This window comes from Hasllibacter sp. MH4015 (assembly GCF_020177575.1).
Lineage (GTDB): Bacteria > Pseudomonadota > Alphaproteobacteria > Rhodobacterales > Rhodobacteraceae > Gymnodinialimonas.
The window spans coordinates 549000-566340 of record NZ_JAHTBK010000001.1 but is presented as its reverse complement, the minus strand read 5'-3'; the positions used below and the strand labels follow the sequence as shown (position 1 = coordinate 566340).

The following is a 17341-nucleotide window of genomic DNA, read 5'->3' as shown; positions in this document are numbered from 1 at the left end:
CTATCCTCCAATCGCCCAACGGGCATAGACCCCGCCGAACAGCTCGAACTTCGCCATGAAGGCCACGAACACCACCCAGAAGAGCGAGAACGGCAGGAACACTTTCCACCCCAGACGCATCAACTGGTCGTAGCGGTAGCGCGGCACGATGGCCTTCACCATCGAGAAGCAGAAGAACACGAGGCCCATCTTCAGGATCATCCAGAAGATGCCGTCGGGCAGGCCGGGGATCGGCGACAGCCAGCCGCCGAAGAACAACAGCGTGATGAGCGCGCACATCAAGACGACGGCGACAAGCTCTCCGATCATGAACAAAAGGAACGGGGTGGAGGAATATTCCACCTGGTAGCCGGCCACGAGTTCCGATTCCGCCTCAGGCAAGTCGAAGGGCGGACGGTTGGTTTCGGCCAAAGCAGAGACGAAGAACAAGAAGAGCATCGGCAGATGCGGCAGCCAGTACCAGTTGAACAGGCCGTAATCGCCGTCCTGCGCCTCAACGATGGCGCCGAAATTCATCGACCCTGTGGTGATGATGACACCGATGATGATGAGCCCGATGGACACCTCGTAGGAAATCATCTGCGCGGCGGAGCGGAGCGATCCGAGAAACGGATATTTGGAGTTGGAGGCCCACCCCCCCATGATCACGCCGTATACTTCCAGCGAGGAGACGGCGAAGACGAACAGGACTGCAACGTTGATGTCCGACAGGACCCAGCCTTCGTTGAACGGAATGACCGCCCACGCGACCAATGCCATCACGAGGCTGACCATCGGGGCCAGCAGGAAGACCGGCCGGTCCGCACCAGCGGGGATAACGATTTCCTTGACGATGTACTTGATGAAATCCGCAAAGCTTTGCAGCAAGCCGAAGACACCCACAACGTTCGGGCCACGCCGCATCATCACCGACGCCCAGATCTTGCGATCCGCGTACATCAGGAAGGCGAGCGCCACGAGCAGGGGCACGACAATCAACAGGCACTGCGCCAGGATGATCAGGATCATGCCGGGGGTGGTGGATAAGAAGTCCATCGGTCGTTTGTCCCTTAGCTCGGGGCCGTCTGCGCCTGTCTATCAGACCGTCGGGATCCCTTGCTCTGCGCAATCTGCCACAACCACCTCGGCTTCGAGCGTCTGCAACCCGCGCGGGAGTTCCGGCGAGATGGTGTAAACCGCATCTGCGACCCAAACGCCACCCTCTTCGGTGATACTTGTGCGCACATGTCGCGCAAATGGATACCCCCGGATCAGCGTGTATTGCGCCGCCACGCATCGGGTATAGGCGTCAAGGTCGGCGCGGGTGGCCACACCAGTCATTTGTGCCCTGAAATTCACCAGATCGTCGTCCAGAAGCCGCGTCTCCACCCCGTCATAGGTGGCGGGCGGCGCCTGGTCCAAGGTTGGGCCTTCCGTGGGTGTGCAGGCGCAGGACAGCGCAAGGGCCGTGCATGCCAGGGAAGGGCCGACCCTCACTCCGTTATTCCGCCGCAATCCGGTCTTCGCCGCGCGCCTTCGCCCCGGCAGACAGTTCCGCCATCAGGCTGGAGGCCCGCGTGATCGGGTTGGTGAGGTAGTGATCGGCAATCGCGGACCCGAACTCGCCTGATCCGAGCGTGCCCATCTCAAGGGCATCGCCCTCGTTCTCCGCCACCTCGTCGATCATGGCCAGATGCGGGGCCACGTCCACCATCTGCTTTCGCAAGGCCGCGATCGTGTCGAAGGGCAACGTCGCCCCCATCTGAGCGGACAACGCGCGCAGGATCGCCCAATTCTCCCGCGCGTCGCCCGGAGGGAAGCTGGCGCGCATCGCCAGCTGCGGGCGGCCCTCGGTGTTCACGAACAGCCCCTGTTCTTCGGTGTAGGCCGCAGCGGGCAGGATCACATCGGCCCGGTGCGCGCCGCGATCCCCGTGCGAGCCTTGGTAGATCACGAAGGCCCCGTCTGCGATTTCCACCTCATCGGCGCCAAGATTGTAGATCACGTCGGCGTCCTGAACGGCGGCCATGGCATCGGGGTTCGTCGCACCGACGTCCATCGCGCCCACCCGGCCGGCGGCCGTATGCAACACCAGAAGCTTCGAATTCATCGCGGCCGCGGCGGCCTGTGCATGGGCCAGCGCAGCCTCCCCATCTTCACCCAGCAACGCAGCCTGCCCGATGATGACGATGGAATTCTTCTCTTTCACCTCGCCGAACTCGTGCTCGACCAGCTTCTTAAGGGCCGCGCGATCGGTACCCATGTGGACATATTCATAAGTCAGATCAACGGCCTGACCGATCAGGGCAACATTGGCCCCGCGCGCCCAAGCCTTGCGGATACGCGCGTTCAGGACCGGCGCTTCCGCGCGCGGGTTGGTGCCGATCAGCATGATGTAATCCGCGTCGTCAATATCCTCGATCGCCGCCGTGCCGACATAGGCCGCGCGATTGCCCGCGGGCAGTTTCGCGCCATCGGTGCGGCATTCCACGACACCGCCCTGCCCCTCGACCAGAGCCTTCAGCGCAAAGGCCGCCTCGGCCGGGGCCAGATCGCCCACCAGACCGGCCAGCTTGGTCGCGGCCTTGATCTTCTCGGCGGCCAGGCCCATCGCCTCGCCCCAGCTGGCCGGGCGCAGCTTGCCGTTCTCGCGGATATAAGGCTTGTCGAGCCGCTGGCGGCGCAGCCCGTCCCAGACGTAGCGGGACTTGTCGCTCAACCATTCCTCGTTCACGCCGTCATGGTTTCGCGGCAGAATGCGCATCACTTCGCGGCCCTTGGTGTCCACGCGGATGTTGGAGCCGAGCGCATCCATCACGTCGATGCTTTCGGTCTTGGTCAGCTCCCACGGGCGTGCCGTAAAGCTGTAGGGCTTGGAGGTCAGGGCACCGACCGGGCAGAGATCCACGATATTTCCCTGCATCTCCGAATCGAGCGTCTGGCCAAGGTAGGACGTGATCTCCGCATCCTCGCCGCGCCCGGTCTGCCCAAGCTCCGGCATGCCGGCCACTTCGGTGATGAACCGCACGCATCGGGTGCAGGAGATGCAGCGCGTCATCGCGGTGCCCACAAGCGGGCCGAGATCCATGTTGTCCACGGCACGCTTGGGTTCGCGGAAGCGACTGAAATCGACCCCGTAGGCCATCGCCTGATCCTGCAGGTCGCATTCGCCGCCCTGGTCGCAGATCGGACAATCGAGCGGGTGATTGATCAGGAGGAACTCCATCACACCTTCGCGCGCCTTCTTCACCATCGGCGAATTGGTCTTCACCACGGGCGGCTGACCTTCGGGCCCCGGGCGCAAATCCTTGACCTGCATCGCGCAGGACGCGGCGGGTTTGGGCGGACCACCCACCACCTCGACCAGGCACATCCGGCAATTGCCAGCGATGGACAGACGCTCGTGGTAACAGAACCGGGGAATTTCGATCCCGGCCTGCTCACAGGCCTGGATCAGGGTCATGGCTGGATCAACCTCGATCTCGTTTCCGTCGATGATGATCTTGCGCAAATCGCTCATGGGGACCGGTCCTTTTCCCTCTGCCCGCGCTGCGTTGCAGCGGCATGTCTGGACCGTCTTCTACCCGGCCCGGAGCAATCTGCCAATCTGAGAGCCTGCGGTAATTTCGTCGCGCCCCACACGGCACACCGATGCGGCGTCATCGGCATCCGCACCCTGCTGCGCAAACCATTGCCGCATGATCGCGCGATAACGGTCCTGCTCCGTCCGGTCGGCGATGAAGGCGTCCACTTGGGCGCGGGTGAACCCCAGGTCCTGCGCACGGCCCACCAGACCTTCGGCAAAGGCCCAGGCCCGCACCAGGCGCGGGCTGATATCCTCGCACTGGTTCTGGATGTGACGGCCGACCGAGATGACGGTCAGGCCGGAATGAATTTCCGGATCATCGCGCAGGGGTTGCCACTGTGCGTCCTGCGCATGGCCGATGGTCGTGAAAAGGCCAGTGACCAGCATTACGCCGGCGGCGGCCACGATACGGAAGGGGGTGATCATTTTTGTCCTTATCCCTTGATAGGTCTGCCGTTTCCCGAGACTGGAGATGGGGCAAAGCCACCGGGTTATTCAATGTCACGAAACGGTTATCGCCGGTTTCGGCACTATTCCGCCCCGGAGAACGCGGACAGGTCGTCTTGCACTTCTTCGCAGCCTGCCGCCGTCCAAAGCTGTTCGTCGCCCACGGCGCGCCAACCGAACCAAAGGGGTGCGCCCATCACGATGGAATCGGCGCAATAGGCCGCCATTGCCTCGAACGCGGCATCGCGCCCCTCGAACGGGACGGGGCGACCGTTGAGCGTGCGCACGGCCAGGCCCCCGAATTGCGGGAAGGGCTCGATCACCGATCCGTCCGGCAGGGTCGCGGTATTGGCGATGACGAGGTCATCCTCGACCACCACCTGAAGCGGGCCGATTTCCGTGACATAGACCTGCGGCGTGACGCATGCCGCCAGCACCAGCGGGATCGCCAGCGCGGCCCGCATCAGATCCGCACGCCCCAGAAGGTGACGATCAGCCAAACCAGAAGCGTCATGAACAACAGCGCCAGCACGATATAGATCGCCGCCTCCATCCGCTCGGGCGTGTTGAGGATGATCGCCACGCCGGAGGCCACCATACCCCCCACGACGGCGCACAGGATGCCGCCCCCAACTCCCCATTGCCCATAGCCGAGGATCGCCCCGACGATGGCGAAAGTCAGATAGATTATCGCCAGAGAATACCAGTAAACGCGGATCATTGCGCTGCCCCTTTGCCCTCAAGACGCCGCGTCGGTGCATATCGCCCGTGCGGTCATTTTGCGCAAAGAATAAGAAAAACGTCCGAATCCAGCAAGATGGCTGGATGACGGGCGGCGCGGGGGTGAGTCCCTCAGGTCACAGGCTCAGCCCGCGGCGGGTGCGCAGCCGTGGCGTTTCCACATCCGTGCCTCTCGCAGCCAAGACCAGCCGAACGCATGATCGCTGTCGCCATGGGCCTTGAGGTGGTCGAGCCGCGCCAGCGCGTCCTCCAGCGAAGGTTTGTGCCCCGGCTCCACCCACCACATCACGAAATGCTGCTCCCCCAGCACTTCGAACCAATCCGTGCGGCGTTCATAGAATTGCTTGTGCACTGTGCCCCAAACGAACCGCTCCAGGCTTTCGGCATCTTCCCAGACGGTCAGGTTGGCCACGTGCAGTGGGTCGCCGCCGATCTTCGCGTCGGTATTCCCCGTCCCCGGCTCGCCCGAGCCTTCCATCATCCACACGAAGCCCGGCATCCGTTTTCCCAGACCGTTGATGCGGTCGAGGTTATCCATGAACTCCGCCACGCGCGGGTCATCGGTGGGCGCGATCAGCCGCCCCACGTTCAATTCTGCCAGGTGCATTCGCGCCCTCCGTCAGCATCGCCACGGGGAACCGGAGCGCCATCGGCGCGGTTGATCCCACGTAATCCAAGGAGGAGAGGACAATGTCCGACGACAAGACGCAACCCAAAGGTGTGACGACAAAGGCCGACGACGTGACGGAGAATTTCATCGAAAAGGACGGCGTGGGCGAGGAGAAATCGAAGAAAACCCGTGAGGACGTCTCCAAGGGAATGCCGGAGAAGGAGCAGGAACTCCTCAAGAAAGTCAGCACGCCAAAGTGATCGGCCTAGTCCGCTGTGGCAATACGCTGAGTTAGACGGGTCACGGTCCGGGCCCAGACGCCCCGCCATCCGCCCATCAATTCGGGCGGCATTGATCCCGAAGGCTCCGTCGCGGGTCGGGCCACAACGCCTTTGCGGAACCGCGCCTCCGCGTCGCGCATCAGGATCTTGGGGTCAATGGAACCATGGCACATACCAGAACTTCTCCTCTCGCGAAGCCTAGCAGGCCAAGCGACCCGTGGCAAAAGACGACCTAGCGCAAAAGGCGCCCGATGCCGCTATTGGCCGCGACTTCCCGCTCCGCGTAGGCGCACAGCGCCGCTGCGTCGCCGGGTGTCACACCTTCGGCGCCCATGCGGGCGATCACGCGGTCAACCACCCGGCTTTCAGGCGTCGCTTCGATGGCCTGCACGATTTCCGTGTCGGAATACCCGGCGTCTCGCATCTGCTGAATGAATCCGTCGGTCAATGCTTCAAGTGATTGCCGCATCCGGTATTGCGGGCAAATATCGTCCATGATCTCGGCAGTGGAGGCATCGGCGGCGAAGGCCTCGAACTGCGCCTGCACTCCCGTGGATTGCGCCACGCAACCGGTCAGCGTCACCAGCCCGGCGAAAACGGCCAGCGCGCGCATCACTCCGCCGCGACCTGCACCGTTCCGTCGCGGCGCACCTTGATGCGATCCTCGATTTCGTCGCGGAAATTCTTGATCAGGCCCTGAATCGGCCACGCCGCTGCGTCGCCGAGAGCGCAGATCGTATGACCCTCCACCTGCTTGGTCACGTCGAAAAGCATGTCGATCTCTTCGACCTGTGCCTCTCCACGCACCAGTCGCTCCATCACTCGCATCATCCAGCCAGTACCTTCGCGACACGGCGTGCACTGGCCGCAGCTTTCGTGCTTGTAGAAATATGCCAGCCGCCAGATCGCCTTGATGATGTCGGTCGACTGATCCATCACGATCACTGCCGCGGTGCCAAGGCCAGAGCCCAGCTCCCCGCGGAGATAATCGAAATCCATGATCGCGTCCTTCATGTGCTCGCCTCGCACACACGGCACGGAGGAGCCGCCCGGGATCACGGCCTTGAGGTTATCCCACCCGCCCCGGATGCCGCCGCAATGGGTCTCGATCAGCTCTTCGAACGAGATGCTCATCGCTTCTTCCACGACGCACGGATTGTTCACGTGGCCCGAGATCGCGAACAGCTTCGTGCCCGCATTGTTCTGGCGGCCGAAGCCCGCGAACCATTCCGCGCCCCGGCGCAAGATCGTGGGCACGACGGCAATCGATTCGACGTTATTGACCGTGGTGGGGCAGCCATAGAGGCCCGCGCCCGCCGGGAACGGCGGCTTCATGCGCGGCATGCCTTTTTTGCCTTCGAGGCTTTCCAGAAGGGCGGTTTCCTCGCCGCAGATGTAGGCGCCAGCGCCATGGGCCAGATAGAGGTCGAAATCCCAGCCCGATTTCGCGGCGTTCTTGCCCAGAAGGCCGTCTTCATAGGCCTCGTCAATCGCGGCCTGCAACGCCTCCCGCTCGCGGATGTATTCGCCGCGGATATAGATGTAACAGGCGTTCGCATTCATCGCGAAGCTCGCGATCAGGCAGCCTTCGATCAGCGTGTGGGGATCATTGCGCATGATCTCCCGATCCTTGCAGGTCCCGGGCTCGGATTCGTCGGCATTCACCACCAGATAGGCCGGGCGACCGTCGCTTTCCTTGGGCATGAACGACCACTTCAGACCCGTCGGGAACCCGGCACCACCGCGCCCGCGCAAGCCGCTTGCCTTCATGATCTCGATGATCTTGTCGCGGCCCAGACCGATCAGGTCCTTGGTGCCGTCCCAATGGCCCCGCGCTTTTGCACCGGCCAGCGTCCGGTCATGCATCCCGTAGATATTGGTGAAGATCCGGTCTTTGTCCTGCAACATGGCTCTTGATCCTTGGTCACTCGGGCGCGCGGTCCGTGGCGCACCTAGCTTCGCTTTCGCTCTTTCCACACCCAATACGTCACCACGAGCGCCCAGACCAGTGCCACAAACGCCGCAAGGTCGAAGAGGAACGCGAACCGCACCGGCCATTCATAGACGCCGCCTAGGTATTGCAGCCCCATCCACACGATCATCGTGACCGCCATCACCAACGCGGCGATACGGATCTGGCGCACAAGGCGGCGGTCTCGGTCGGATATGGGTTTGCGTTCGCTCATCGGACGTCGCGACACGCGGCCTCAGGCATCCGCGTCGGGTGCTTTCGCCCCGCTGGCGCGGCCCATGGCGGACCAGAAGGCCTGCGGCGCTCGCAATCCAAGGCTCATCGCCTGCAACGCTGTCGTTCCGGCAAATGCGGTGCCGTAGGCTGTCAGTTGCAGCGTGGATTGCTGCGCGGCCTGCCCGCGCAGCCAGATGTCGTTGAGAAGATGCATCTTTCGACCTCCGAAATTCCTATCCGGGGATCAATATACATCCCCGTCGTCGACTTTCTTGGAAAACTCGGTCTCGCCGCCTGCGGCCAGTAGGCGCGCCTGCTCAACCCAATTGTCGCGGGACACGCGGCCCTTGAACCCCTTGAGGTTCTGGTCGACCCACGCAACTTCCTCGTCGGTCCACGAGGCGATCTGGTCGAAATGGTAGAAGCCCAATTCGTTGCAAAGCACTTCCATCTTGGGGCCGACACCCTTGATCCGCTTCAGGTCATCGGCCTGTCCACCGCGGGGGCCATCCAGCGCCTCGGGCCGTGTGCCGGGACCAGTGTCTTCTGCCGCGGGTTCTGGCGTCGGTTCCGGTGCGGGCGTCGGCTCGGGGGCCGGGTCCGCCGTCAGGGCAGGATCGGGTGCGGCGGCGATGGGCTCAGGCGCCGGGTCCGCAGGCGGTGCTGGCACGGGTGCCGCCGCCGCCGCTGGGGCCGCTGCCGCCACCGGTGCGGCGGTCGCACGCGCGGATGTCCCGCTGGCCGATGCCGCGTTGCCGGTCCCGTATGCGTCCCTTGCATTTGCGGGCCGCGCCGGTTCCCGGCACATGGAAATCGTCAGCACCGCGCCAAGGACCAGCAGCGCAAGGATGCCCATGAACGCCCCTTGCATGAAGCTCCATCCGCCAAGCACCCACAACGCCGCCGCGACGAACACGCCCGCCAACGCGGCGATGCCCCACGTCCATGCAAGGCATTCCAGCCCACCGGATTTTTTCATGATTTGACCCCCAAGTCTCTTGTAACTGTCCGTTCGCAAAGAGTCTTAGCGCAGGAAAACGCCGGTGTCTTGTACGGAGTTGACAAAATGACGCAGGCCGTTGCGACCGGAGGACGCGAGATTAGCCGATCAATGGGCTGGATCAGCCCTCGGCAGCGAAGGTTTTGGCCTGCTCGATCCAATTGTCCCGTTCGATCCGGCCCTTGAATTTCAGGCGCGCATCGACCCACGCGACCTCCCCCGGGCCCCATTCCGCAATCTGGTCGAAATGGTAGAAACCCAGATCGTTCAGAACGCCTTCGAGTTTCGGGCCGACGCCGGAAATGCGTTTCAGATCATCGGCTTCCCGGCCTTCGCGGGGCCCGGACAGAAGCTCGGGCTCGGATTCGTCAACTGCGGTCGCTGGTGCAGCCTCGGGCGCTTCGACCGCTGAGCTGACTTCCGGATCGCGTTTGGAGACCGGCTTGGCCTTCGACATGGCCGGGGCCTCTTCCTTGGTGGTTCCGGTCTTGTCGGCGGGCCTTCCCTTGGCGCGGTTGGCGGGCGCCGGGCGCGCGGGCTCTTGCGGGACGCCATCGCCCGATTGCCGACCCCAGGGCGCGAGCAACGGCACTTCCGTTCCGTCGATCCGCTTGATCGTGTCGCCGATATCAACGGCCAGCCGGGCGGAGATATTCAGGTCATCCCGCCCCGCTTCGTGGTCTTTCAGCGAGGTCAGCCCCGATGCAGGCTCGGACGCGTAGCGCCCGTTTTGCGGACCGGGCACCGGAACGTCGCCGCGCGCCATCGCGTCGATCAGTTCCCCCAACCGCTCGGTCGTCAGGTCCTCGTAGTAATCCTTGCCGATCTGCGCCATCGGGGCGTTGGCGCATGCGCCCAGGCACTCGACCTCTTCCCAGCTGAATTTGCCGTCTTCGGAAAGCTGATGCGGCTTGGCCGCGATCTTCTCCTTGCACACGGCCACAAGGTCCTCGGCCCCGCAGATCATGCACGATGTGGTGCCGCAGATCTGGATATGGGCGACCGAGCCCACGGGCTGAAGCTGGAACATGAAATAGAACGTCGCCACTTCCAGCGCGCGAATATGCGCCAAGCCAAGCATGTCGGCCACACCTTCGATGGCGGGCCGGGTCAGCCAACCCTCCTGCTCCTGCGCGCGCCACAGCAGCGGGATGATCGCGCTGGCCTGCCGACCCTCTGGGTACTTGGTGATCTGCGCTTCGGCCCATGCCTGGTTGGCGGGTGTGAAGGCAAAGCTGTCTGGTTGCTCGGGGTGCAGGCGTCGCAGCATGGAATTGTCCCTGGCGGTCGATCTTTCGTTGCTTTCGTTTCGCGCAATCCGGCGGGGATGTCCATGCGCGCTATGGCGCAGGGGGCGGGGCCGCGATTATTGCGCCGCGTAAGGCGCAAGCACGAAGACGGAGCCGGCCGGTTCGCAGTCCGCCACCCGGAACAGGCCCTGGCGCAACGTCAGGCGTCCCGCCCGCATTGCGGCGGCCACGTCCCCATCGACAGCCCGCGCCGCGGCCAGAACCGCGCGCGCGTCCGCATGGTGGATCGTGGAACTGCGCAGGCGCAAGGCGAAGTAGCCCTGTCGCGCCACGTCCGGCCCGACAGGTTCCCCCAGGGCGGTCAGGACCTGATCCACCAAGAAGATGTCGAAGACGGAGACGAGCTCTGCCGGAATGGCGCAGCCGACCCGCTCGAACGCGCGCTGGGTAATGGTGGCGATCTCCTCCTCCGAAAGATCCTGTACGCGGTCCAGAAGCGGGGTGGTGGATTGGGAAAGCCCCGCGCCCGGCCAAAGGGCAAGTGCGCACAGCAATGCGGCAATCCGGACGGGTGCAGATCGGGGCGGGTTCGGCATGGGCAGACCTCCACCCTCGGAACGGTGGCATCCCGGAAGGGGCAAGTCCACACGCATGGCAAACAAGTAGGGCGCCTTTCCTGATCGCTCAGGAAAGACGCCCCCGCCCGGGCCGGACCCCTTCTTCCGCCGGGCTGATGCGGAGCGATCCGCGCCGAGGGGAGGCACGCGGGTCGCAATGGCAGGCGGGCTTGGCCGCCGGGCCGGCTGGATACCGGCCCGATCAAAGACGTGACAGGGGGAGATCGGGTAAGCCGGGCCGCGTTACGCCCTTGTCGGTCAGGGGAACATGGGGGCTAGGCGGGGCGTCCAATCGTGTCAGTCTTCTCACAGGTTCGTGAGACCAACGTGACGTCTGCACCGCCCGTTCACAACGGAGGGATTCCGTAGGTTACCCGTCCGTATCGGACGTGCCGTTGTCGTCTGCGTCACCCTCGGGCGCGTCTTCCGCACCCGAATTCCCGGCAGGCAAATCGGCGCAGACACCCCAATTTACCAGCGTCAGCGTGCCGTTGCCAGAGGGTCGCAAGAACCCGGTCTGCATCAACGGCACCGCCATCTGAGGAAACATCGCGCTGTCCACGCCGATCCCCTCCATCACCGCGTTCACGTCATCCTGGTGCAACACACACCCTTCCGCCGCGATGGCCTGGGCCAGCGGATAGCCGGGATGGTCCTCGGGTGTGGGGGCCTGGGCATGGGCCATGGACGCGACGACAAGCGGCGCGATGGCGGGAAGAAGCGAGGTGAGGCGCATGAACGGTTCCTTCAACTTGGTTCCCTCAGCCCTAGCACACTGAAAAAGCCTGCCAAACGGCAGGCTTTCCCGACCGGACGCTTTTGCGCCTGTCAGCGATCCACTTCCCCAAACACGATATCGAGCGACCCCAGGATCGCCGAAACATCCGCCAGTTGGTGGCCCTTGCAAAGGTAATCCATCGCCTGCAGATGCGGGAAACCCGGCGCGCGCAGTTTGGCGCGGTAGGGTTTGTTGGTGCCGTCCGCCACCAGGTAGACCCCGAATTCACCCTTGGGCGCTTCGACGGCAGCGTAAATCTCGCCCTCCGGCACGTGGAAGCCTTCGGTGTAGAGCTTGAAGTGGTGGATCAACGCTTCCATCGAGGTCTTCATGTCGCCGCGCGTGGGTGGCGTCATCTTGCCCCGCGCCATGACCTCTCCGGGTTCATTGCGCAGCTTCTCGCAGGCCTGCTTGATGATCTTCTGGCTCTCGCGCATCTCCGCCATTCGGCAGAGGTAGCGGTCGTAGCAATCACCGTTCTTGCCCACAGGGATCTGGAAGTCGAATTCGTCGTAGCATTCATAGGGCTGCGCGCGCCGCAAGTCCCAGGCGAAACCCGAGCCACGCACCATCACGCCCGAGAACGCCCAATTCTGGATGTCTTCTTCGGTCACGATCCCAATGTCAGCATTCCGCTGCTTGAAGATGCGGTTTTCCGTCAAGAGCGTGTCGATGTCATCAAGCGCCTTGGGGAAATTGTCGGCCCAGGCGTCGATATCCTCGATCAGCTCCGGCGGCAGGTCCTGATGCACACCGCCGGGCCGGAAATAGGCGGCGTGGAGCCGCGCGCCCGAGGCCCGCTCGTAGAAGATCATCAGCTTCTCACGCTCCTCGAACCCCCAAAGCGGCGGGGTCAGCGCACCCACGTCCAGCGCCTGCGTCGTCACGTTCAGCAGGTGGTTCAGGATGCGCCCGATCTCACAATAAAGCACGCGGATCAGCTGCGCGCGGCGCGGCACTTCTGTCTTCGTCAACCGTTCGATCGCCAGGCACCAGGCATGTTCCTGGTTCATCGTGCCCACGTAATCCAGGCGGTCGAAATAGGGCAGGTTCTGGAGATAGGTGCGGCTCTCCATCAGCTTTTCGGTGCCGCGATGGAGCAGGCCGATATGCGGATCGCAGCGCTCGCAAATCTCGCCGTCCAACTCCAGCACCAGACGCAACACACCGTGGGCCGCCGGATGCTGGGGTCCGAAGTTCAGGTTGAAGTTGCGGATTTGCTGTTCGCCCGTCTCGAAATCGGTCGATCCGTCGTCATAGGTGTTCGTGCGGATGTCACCGTCCATCATGATCTCTTACTCCTGCACGTCCAAATGGGCCGCGGTACGGAAAACTTTGGTGAGCAGTTTCCACGACCCACCTTCTTTCACGAACCCCAAGTGATCCTCATAGCGCAGGGGCGGCACATCCACCCACAGATGCGCGCGCGCTATCTCGTCGCCCGCCACATCAACGCTCGTAATTCCATACGACGCAGCGCCGTCAAACGCGCTACGTCCGCGCACGCGGTCCAAATACGCGGCCTTATCCCAAAACGTGCTACCCTCGGGCTCCACCAGCGTCATCTGGAAGCGGTCATGGCACATATCTTCGAACACATCCGCCCGCGCATAGTAGACCGCCTCACCGTAGGCGTGCACGACCTGCATCACTTGCGCGTAGGCGTCGCTCATTTTGCGGCGTCCCCATCGGCCTTCTCGTCACCCGGCAGGATGTATTCCGCGCCCTCCCACGGCGACATGAAATCGAACTGGCGGTATTCCTGAACCAGCTTCACCGGCTCATAGACCACGCGCTTGAGTTCCTCGTCATAGCGGACCTCGGTATAACCCGTGGTCGGGAAATCCTTGCGCAGGGGATGCCCGCGAAAACCGTAATCCGTGAGGATGCGGCGCAAATCATTGTGGCCGGTGAAAAGGATGCCGAACATGTCGTAGATTTCGCGCTCGTACCAACCGGCGGCGGCATGGACGCCGGTGATCGACGGAACCGTGTCATCCTCCCGGATCGCCGCTTTCACGCGGACACGGTGGTTCTGGTACATGCTCAGGAAATGATAGACGACATCAAAGCGCCGGTCCCGCGTGGGGTAATCGACCGCCGTGATGTCGATAAGTGTGGAGAACCGGCAGGTCCTGTCGGTCTTGAGAAACTCCACGAAGCTGCCAATGCCACCGGGGGCCACGTCGACGCTCAGCTCCCCGACCGAGTTGATATCGGTCGACAGCACGTCATCGGCCCGCTTTTCGGACAGGTAATCGGCCAGTTCTTGCAAGGCTGCGGTCATGGTCATCCCCTATCGCGTGATCGTCCCCGTGCGGCGGATCTTCCGCTGCAATTGCAAGATACCGTATAGCAGCGCCTCCGCCGTGGGCGGGCAGCCGGGCACGTAAATGTCAACAGGCACGATCCGGTCGCAGCCGCGCACGACGGAATAACTGTAGTGGTAGTATCCGCCGCCATTGGCACACGACCCCATGGAAATCACGTAGCGCGGCTCGGGCATCTGGTCATAGACCTTGCGCAGCGCCGGCGCCATCTTGTTGGTCAGCGTGCCCGCCACGATCATGACGTCCGATTGCCGGGGGGAGGCGCGGGGTGCGATCCCGAAACGCTCGGCATCATAGCGGGGCATGGAGGTGTGCATCATCTCGACCGCGCAACACGCCAGGCCAAACGTCATCCAATGCAGCGAGCCGGTGCGCGCCCAGTTGATGATGTCCTCCGACGAGGTGACGAGGAAGCCCTTGTCCTGAAGCTCCCGATTCAGCGTCTGCGTGGCGACCTCTCGGTCGGCACCGGCGTGGTTGGGGGTCGTTGCTACACCCATCGTGGCTCACCCTTGTGTCGTTCGGTATCGGAGATACGGGTGGCAGCGCCCGGGGTCAACGTGAGGCCGTGTTTTGAGGACGGGTGTTCTGTCGCACCCCGACCCGTCGCCCCGATGTTGCACGGCCTATCGCGGCACCATGTCCATCGCCGTCACCAACGGCCCCGCGGAATAGCACGAGGTCCGCTGGACCCGCTCGCACCTGTCCTGACCGCGCAGGCTGTCGGTCAGGATGCCCCAGACATAGGGTTCGCCCTGGTACCACCCGATGATCGGAGAGCCGGAGCCGCCAAGCCCAAGGTCGCAATCGTACCGCGCCACACGCAACTCGTCGCCCGGTGCGGCGGGGCGCCCGTAGATCCGGTTGTTCTCATCCAGCGCCGACGCCGTGGGCGGCGTGCCGAAATAGGTACAAACCTGCGCCAGGAAGCCCGAAACCTCGAAATTGTCATGGGGGCCGGAGATGTTGAGCACCGGCTGCCCCTGGTAAAGGATCAACTCATCGCGACCCGCAAGCGGCAAAGGGGCCGCGCGATGGGGCGCGCGGCTGAGTTCCACGATCGCCCAATCCACCGCCGTCACGCCGACGGAGAAATGGGTGCCGAGGGCCGCGGGCACAGCAAAACCGCCGGACTTGATCGTGTCGTCCCGGATCGTCACCACGTCGCCACGGGGATGGATCGCCACGCAATTCGTCCGGTCGGTGCTCTGGCTCCCGTCCTCGTTGAAGAAGACATGGCCCGCCGTGATCATCAAGTCGCCCGCGCCGATCAGGACACCGCCGCCGGTACTGCCGCCATTGCACGACACGCGCACGACCGCATCGGCCACATCCTCCCATCCCGGAAACCTCTCTGCACCCTCGGGTTCGAACATACTGAGCTGGACGCGATTTTCCGGGCCGATCTGGCCGGGTGTTCGGGTGCCGTCGTCAACGGGGGGGCTCGCGTTCTGGGCGACCGCCAGCGTGGACATCAGACCAAGGGCGAAGACGCTCGCCAGGCCAAGATCCCTACGTCGTGCGATTGCCGCCACGGCTCACTCCCATTCCAGCGCGCCCTTCTTCCACTCATAGGCGAAGCCGATGGTCAGCACGCCAAGGAAGACCATCATCGACCAGAACGCCAGATCGCTCAGCCCCGGAAAGGCCACGGCCCAGGGGAAAAGGAAGGCAATTTCCAGATCGAAAATGATGAACAGGATCGCCACGAGGTAGAAACGCACGTCGAACTTCATCCGCGCGTCGTCGAAGGCATTGAACCCGCATTCATAGGCGCTGACCTTCTCGGGGTCCGGGTTTGACACCGCCAGAACCACCGCCGCGAGCATCAGGGCGAGGCCCAGGCCGATGGCAAGGCCCAGAAAGATCAGGATCGGCGCATATTCGGTCAGAAGCTCGGTCATGGTCGCCTCAAGCGGAGTGTATCGCCCTGCGGTTTACGCCGCACTCGCGAAGGGGTCAACGGCAGGTGGTGCGGCGAAGCGCGCGGCACGGGGCCACCCGTCATCGGGCAAGGATCGCCTCCCGCGCATCCCCAAGATCGCTGCTCAGCTCCTTGAAGCGCGGGGAACCGGGCCGAACCACCCCGGTCATGGACTTGGGTGTTGAATTCGGGTCTTCGAAGATTCGGCGCAGGTGGACGACGGACGACGTGGGGACGTGATGTCCGGCCATGGGCACTTGGGTTAGGATCGCGCCGTACATCACAGGTGCCATAGGTTGCATCGGTGTGGTCGTCATCAGCCTTATGGCCCCTTGGAACGACGTCAAAAAGTGTATCGTTCCGATCCCCTGGCTCATATGCAGCGTTCCGGACTGGCTGTAATCCTGCGCTTTCCCGTTTGATGAGGTGTAGCGGATGTCTTCATAGAATCGCGCGATGCTTCGATCCGCATCCCAGCGCACGCGCATGATCGTCGTTAGTAGGTTTTCCCGCACGGTCGTGCCTTGCCGAACCGTGAGGAACACCCCCAAATACCTTGAAATATCGGATAGCGAGTATCCACCGGAGAGGACCTGCGTGGATGCCGTCACGCCCTTGGCCACGTCAGCTCCACTGCCGTTTTGCGAAGACGCTTCGCCCGACACCGGTCCGATCAACCCTTCGACCAAGCGTAGCGTGCGCACGGAAAACTCGCCGGAATGCAGTTTGTAGATCGTATTCTTGGACAGACCGGATTGATGGCACAGCTCATCGACCGTGGCGATCTGGCGTGCTGTCTCTCCGTTCCGGGCCGCCTCAGCGTTGCGCACGGCGTTGTCATAAAGGCGTTCTCGGCAGCGCTGGCCTATTCGTTTGCGCTCCTCCGGTGACACGTTTTCCCCCACGTCTTCCGCACCCCCTTCATGCACTCCAGAAGATTTCGGAAGTATCGGGAAGGAATCGGAAATTTCCAACTTTCTTTTGGTTTTTTTGCAAATTTTCGGAACTGAAATGCCAGATCGGATGCCCCTAGGTCACTCCTCATCGACGCATCGGAACCGGTGCGAAGATGATTAGAAAATAGGAGCTCGTCATGAAAAAAGCACTTTACACTTCAGCACTCGCAGCCATCCTTGCCGTGGTCCCTCAACTGGTTTTGGCGGATAGCCTGACCTACGAATTCTCCACAACCGAAGAGGCCGCCGCGGCCCTGGTCGATTTCGAGATTGAAACATTTCGCACGACGCTGAGCTACTCGGACGGCGATGAGGCGCATGCCACGATCTCCGCCAGCTATGCGGTCGATTGGGGGGATTTCGGCGATCTTAATGTCCAATCCGACTACGATGTCCTTACTGATCAATTCGGCATCGCGCTCAGCGGTAATGCGACGTTCGGTGGGTTCGATCTTGGCTTCGACCTCGCATCTTCGGGCAAGTTCTCTGCCGAGCTTGCAACCGCGGTCGAAGACGGCACTACGGACGGGCGCGAATTCTCGGCGTCAATTAGCTACGACTCGCAGTCCGATCAGATGAGCTTCTCCGTGTCCGGGAAGCTCGAATTCTGATGTCATCAGCCTGCAACGCTAGCCAAATCGGCGCTTTCGTGGA

24 protein-coding genes are annotated in these 17341 nt (G+C 62.9%); 2 read left to right on the top strand and 22 right to left on the bottom strand.

Features of this window, described 5'->3' with window-relative positions; translation table 11 throughout:
- The 7 genes from nuoH to KUW62_RS03060 all read right to left on the bottom strand — a co-directional run bounded on the left by nuoH (position 1) and on the right by KUW62_RS03060 (position 5360).
- Positions 1-1035 carry an NADH-quinone oxidoreductase subunit NuoH gene (gene nuoH / locus KUW62_RS03090; protein ID WP_224814054.1) on the bottom strand — a complete coding sequence of 345 codons (1035 nt, stop codon included), beginning with the start codon at positions 1033-1035 and terminating at the stop codon, positions 1-3.
- 42 nt (positions 1036-1077) lie between these two features.
- On the bottom strand, positions 1078-1401 hold the full coding sequence (locus tag KUW62_RS03085; protein WP_370632837.1) for a hypothetical protein: 324 nt from the start codon (positions 1399-1401) through the stop codon (positions 1078-1080).
- Between the two features lie 79 nt (positions 1402-1480).
- Complete coding sequence (nuoG, locus tag KUW62_RS03080; RefSeq protein ID WP_224814053.1) at positions 1481-3499, bottom strand: NADH-quinone oxidoreductase subunit NuoG; 2019 nt, start codon at positions 3497-3499, stop codon at positions 1481-1483.
- A gap of 60 nt (positions 3500-3559) precedes the next feature.
- Complete coding sequence (locus KUW62_RS03075; RefSeq protein ID WP_224814052.1) at positions 3560-3991, bottom strand: DUF5333 domain-containing protein; 432 nt, start codon at positions 3989-3991, stop codon at positions 3560-3562.
- A 104-nt stretch (positions 3992-4095) separates the two neighbouring features.
- The gene (locus tag KUW62_RS03070) at positions 4096-4512 is read right to left on the bottom strand and encodes a hypothetical protein (protein ID WP_224814051.1); all 417 of its coding nucleotides are present in this window, start codon (positions 4510-4512) and stop codon (positions 4096-4098) included.
- The gene (locus KUW62_RS03065; protein ID WP_224814050.1) at positions 4476-4733 is read right to left on the bottom strand and encodes a hypothetical protein; all 258 of its coding nucleotides are present in this window, start codon (positions 4731-4733) and stop codon (positions 4476-4478) included. Before KUW62_RS03065 ends, KUW62_RS03070 begins: the two co-directional genes overlap by 37 nt.
- 144 nt (positions 4734-4877) lie before the next feature.
- On the bottom strand, positions 4878-5360 hold the full coding sequence (locus KUW62_RS03060; protein WP_224814049.1) for a DUF3291 domain-containing protein: 483 nt from the start codon (positions 5358-5360) through the stop codon (positions 4878-4880).
- An 83-nt stretch (positions 5361-5443) separates the two neighbouring features.
- Between KUW62_RS03060 and KUW62_RS03055 the strand changes: the two genes are divergently transcribed.
- Positions 5444-5623 carry a hypothetical protein gene (locus tag KUW62_RS03055; RefSeq protein ID WP_224814048.1) on the top strand — a complete coding sequence of 60 codons (180 nt, stop codon included), beginning with the start codon at positions 5444-5446 and terminating at the stop codon, positions 5621-5623.
- Positions 5624-5876: 253 nt separating this feature from the next.
- Here the strand turns inward: KUW62_RS03055 and KUW62_RS03050 are convergent, their stop codons facing one another.
- From KUW62_RS03050 to KUW62_RS02980, 15 genes are all read right to left on the bottom strand, one after another.
- Positions 5877-6257: a DUF5333 family protein gene (locus tag KUW62_RS03050; RefSeq protein ID WP_224814047.1), complete on the bottom strand. Its 381-nt coding sequence runs from the start codon at positions 6255-6257 to the stop codon at positions 5877-5879.
- Complete coding sequence (nuoF, locus tag KUW62_RS03045) at positions 6257-7552, bottom strand: NADH-quinone oxidoreductase subunit NuoF (protein WP_224814046.1); 1296 nt, start codon at positions 7550-7552, stop codon at positions 6257-6259. Before nuoF ends, KUW62_RS03050 begins: the two co-directional genes overlap by 1 nt.
- Before the next feature lie 44 nt (positions 7553-7596).
- Positions 7597-7830 carry a DUF5337 domain-containing protein gene (locus KUW62_RS03040; RefSeq protein WP_224814045.1) on the bottom strand — a complete coding sequence of 78 codons (234 nt, stop codon included), beginning with the start codon at positions 7828-7830 and terminating at the stop codon, positions 7597-7599.
- 21 nt (positions 7831-7851) lie between these two features.
- Positions 7852-8046 (bottom strand): hypothetical protein, encoded by a 195-nt coding sequence (locus KUW62_RS03035; protein ID WP_224814044.1) that lies wholly within the window; start codon positions 8044-8046, stop codon positions 7852-7854.
- A 30-nt stretch (positions 8047-8076) separates the two neighbouring features.
- The gene (locus KUW62_RS03030) at positions 8077-8811 is read right to left on the bottom strand and encodes a hypothetical protein (RefSeq protein WP_224814043.1); all 735 of its coding nucleotides are present in this window, start codon (positions 8809-8811) and stop codon (positions 8077-8079) included.
- 142 nt (positions 8812-8953) lie between these two features.
- Entirely contained in the window at positions 8954-10102 is a 1149-nt protein-coding gene (locus tag KUW62_RS03025; protein ID WP_224814042.1) for an NADH-quinone oxidoreductase subunit E, read from the bottom strand.
- Positions 10103-10198: 96 nt separating this feature from the next.
- A complete protein-coding gene (locus tag KUW62_RS03020; RefSeq protein WP_224814041.1) occupies positions 10199-10678 on the bottom strand; it encodes a hypothetical protein in 480 nt (159 codons plus the stop codon).
- A gap of 391 nt (positions 10679-11069) precedes the next feature.
- A complete protein-coding gene (locus tag KUW62_RS03015; protein WP_224814040.1) occupies positions 11070-11435 on the bottom strand; it encodes a hypothetical protein in 366 nt (121 codons plus the stop codon).
- A gap of 92 nt (positions 11436-11527) precedes the next feature.
- Positions 11528-12766, bottom strand: coding sequence for an NADH-quinone oxidoreductase subunit D (locus KUW62_RS03010; protein WP_224814039.1), 1239 nt, complete (start codon positions 12764-12766; stop codon positions 11528-11530).
- Positions 12767-12772: 6 nt separating this feature from the next.
- On the bottom strand, positions 12773-13150 hold the full coding sequence (locus tag KUW62_RS03005) for a nuclear transport factor 2 family protein (protein WP_224814038.1): 378 nt from the start codon (positions 13148-13150) through the stop codon (positions 12773-12775).
- On the bottom strand, positions 13147-13764 hold the full coding sequence (locus KUW62_RS03000; protein WP_224814037.1) for an NADH-quinone oxidoreductase subunit C: 618 nt from the start codon (positions 13762-13764) through the stop codon (positions 13147-13149). Before KUW62_RS03000 ends, KUW62_RS03005 begins: the two co-directional genes overlap by 4 nt.
- A gap of 9 nt (positions 13765-13773) precedes the next feature.
- Positions 13774-14307 carry an NADH-quinone oxidoreductase subunit B family protein gene (locus KUW62_RS02995; protein WP_224814036.1) on the bottom strand — a complete coding sequence of 178 codons (534 nt, stop codon included), beginning with the start codon at positions 14305-14307 and terminating at the stop codon, positions 13774-13776.
- A 126-nt stretch (positions 14308-14433) separates the two neighbouring features.
- Positions 14434-15342: a trypsin-like peptidase domain-containing protein gene (locus KUW62_RS02990; RefSeq protein ID WP_224814035.1), complete on the bottom strand. Its 909-nt coding sequence runs from the start codon at positions 15340-15342 to the stop codon at positions 14434-14436.
- Between the two features lie 3 nt (positions 15343-15345).
- On the bottom strand, positions 15346-15711 hold the full coding sequence (locus KUW62_RS02985) for an NADH-quinone oxidoreductase subunit A (protein WP_224814034.1): 366 nt from the start codon (positions 15709-15711) through the stop codon (positions 15346-15348).
- Positions 15712-15811: 100 nt separating this feature from the next.
- The gene (locus KUW62_RS02980; protein WP_224814033.1) at positions 15812-16705 is read right to left on the bottom strand and encodes a hypothetical protein; all 894 of its coding nucleotides are present in this window, start codon (positions 16703-16705) and stop codon (positions 15812-15814) included.
- A 119-nt stretch (positions 16706-16824) separates the two neighbouring features.
- Here KUW62_RS02980 and KUW62_RS02975 point away from each other — a divergent pair, with 119 nt between their 5' ends.
- Positions 16825-17298: a hypothetical protein gene (locus KUW62_RS02975; protein WP_224814032.1), complete on the top strand. Its 474-nt coding sequence runs from the start codon at positions 16825-16827 to the stop codon at positions 17296-17298.
- The last annotated feature ends 43 nt before the right edge of the window (positions 17299-17341 follow it).

Excerpts from the sequence above, each read along its gene's own strand:
- KUW62_RS03015 (WP_224814040.1), bottom strand. The coding sequence starts at position 11,435 with ATGCGCCTCACCTCGCTTCTTCCCGCCATCGCGCCGCTTGTCGTCGCG.
- KUW62_RS03000 (WP_224814037.1), bottom strand. The coding sequence starts at position 13,764 with ATGACCGCAGCCTTGCAAGAACTGGCCGATTACCTGTCCGAAAAGCGG.
- KUW62_RS03010 (WP_224814039.1), bottom strand. The coding sequence starts at position 12,766 with ATGATGGACGGTGACATCCGCACGAACACCTATGACGACGGATCGACC.
- KUW62_RS03050 (WP_224814047.1), bottom strand. The coding sequence starts at position 6,257 with ATGCGCGCGCTGGCCGTTTTCGCCGGGCTGGTGACGCTGACCGGTTGC.
- KUW62_RS03005 (WP_224814038.1), bottom strand. The coding sequence starts at position 13,150 with ATGAGCGACGCCTACGCGCAAGTGATGCAGGTCGTGCACGCCTACGGT.
- KUW62_RS03030 (WP_224814043.1), bottom strand. The coding sequence starts at position 8,811 with ATGAAAAAATCCGGTGGGCTGGAATGCCTTGCATGGACGTGGGGCATC.
- KUW62_RS03020 (WP_224814041.1), bottom strand. The coding sequence starts at position 10,678 with ATGCCGAACCCGCCCCGATCTGCACCCGTCCGGATTGCCGCATTGCTG.
- nuoG (WP_224814053.1), bottom strand. The coding sequence starts at position 3,499 with ATGAGCGATTTGCGCAAGATCATCATCGACGGAAACGAGATCGAGGTT.
- nuoF (WP_224814046.1), bottom strand. The coding sequence starts at position 7,552 with ATGTTGCAGGACAAAGACCGGATCTTCACCAATATCTACGGGATGCAT.
- KUW62_RS03035 (WP_224814044.1), bottom strand. The coding sequence starts at position 8,046 with ATGCATCTTCTCAACGACATCTGGCTGCGCGGGCAGGCCGCGCAGCAA.
- KUW62_RS03075 (WP_224814052.1), bottom strand. The coding sequence starts at position 3,991 with ATGATCACCCCCTTCCGTATCGTGGCCGCCGCCGGCGTAATGCTGGTC.
- KUW62_RS02995 (WP_224814036.1), bottom strand. The coding sequence starts at position 14,307 with ATGGGTGTAGCAACGACCCCCAACCACGCCGGTGCCGACCGAGAGGTC.
- KUW62_RS03040 (WP_224814045.1), bottom strand. The coding sequence starts at position 7,830 with ATGAGCGAACGCAAACCCATATCCGACCGAGACCGCCGCCTTGTGCGC.
- KUW62_RS03025 (WP_224814042.1), bottom strand. The coding sequence starts at position 10,102 with ATGCTGCGACGCCTGCACCCCGAGCAACCAGACAGCTTTGCCTTCACA.
- KUW62_RS03055 (WP_224814048.1), top strand. The coding sequence starts at position 5,444 with ATGTCCGACGACAAGACGCAACCCAAAGGTGTGACGACAAAGGCCGAC.
- nuoH (WP_224814054.1), bottom strand. The coding sequence starts at position 1,035 with ATGGACTTCTTATCCACCACCCCCGGCATGATCCTGATCATCCTGGCG.
- KUW62_RS03065 (WP_224814050.1), bottom strand. The coding sequence starts at position 4,733 with ATGATCCGCGTTTACTGGTATTCTCTGGCGATAATCTATCTGACTTTC.
- KUW62_RS02985 (WP_224814034.1), bottom strand. The coding sequence starts at position 15,711 with ATGACCGAGCTTCTGACCGAATATGCGCCGATCCTGATCTTTCTGGGC.
- KUW62_RS03060 (WP_224814049.1), bottom strand. The coding sequence starts at position 5,360 with ATGCACCTGGCAGAATTGAACGTGGGGCGGCTGATCGCGCCCACCGAT.
- KUW62_RS02975 (WP_224814032.1), top strand. The coding sequence starts at position 16,825 with ATGAAAAAAGCACTTTACACTTCAGCACTCGCAGCCATCCTTGCCGTG.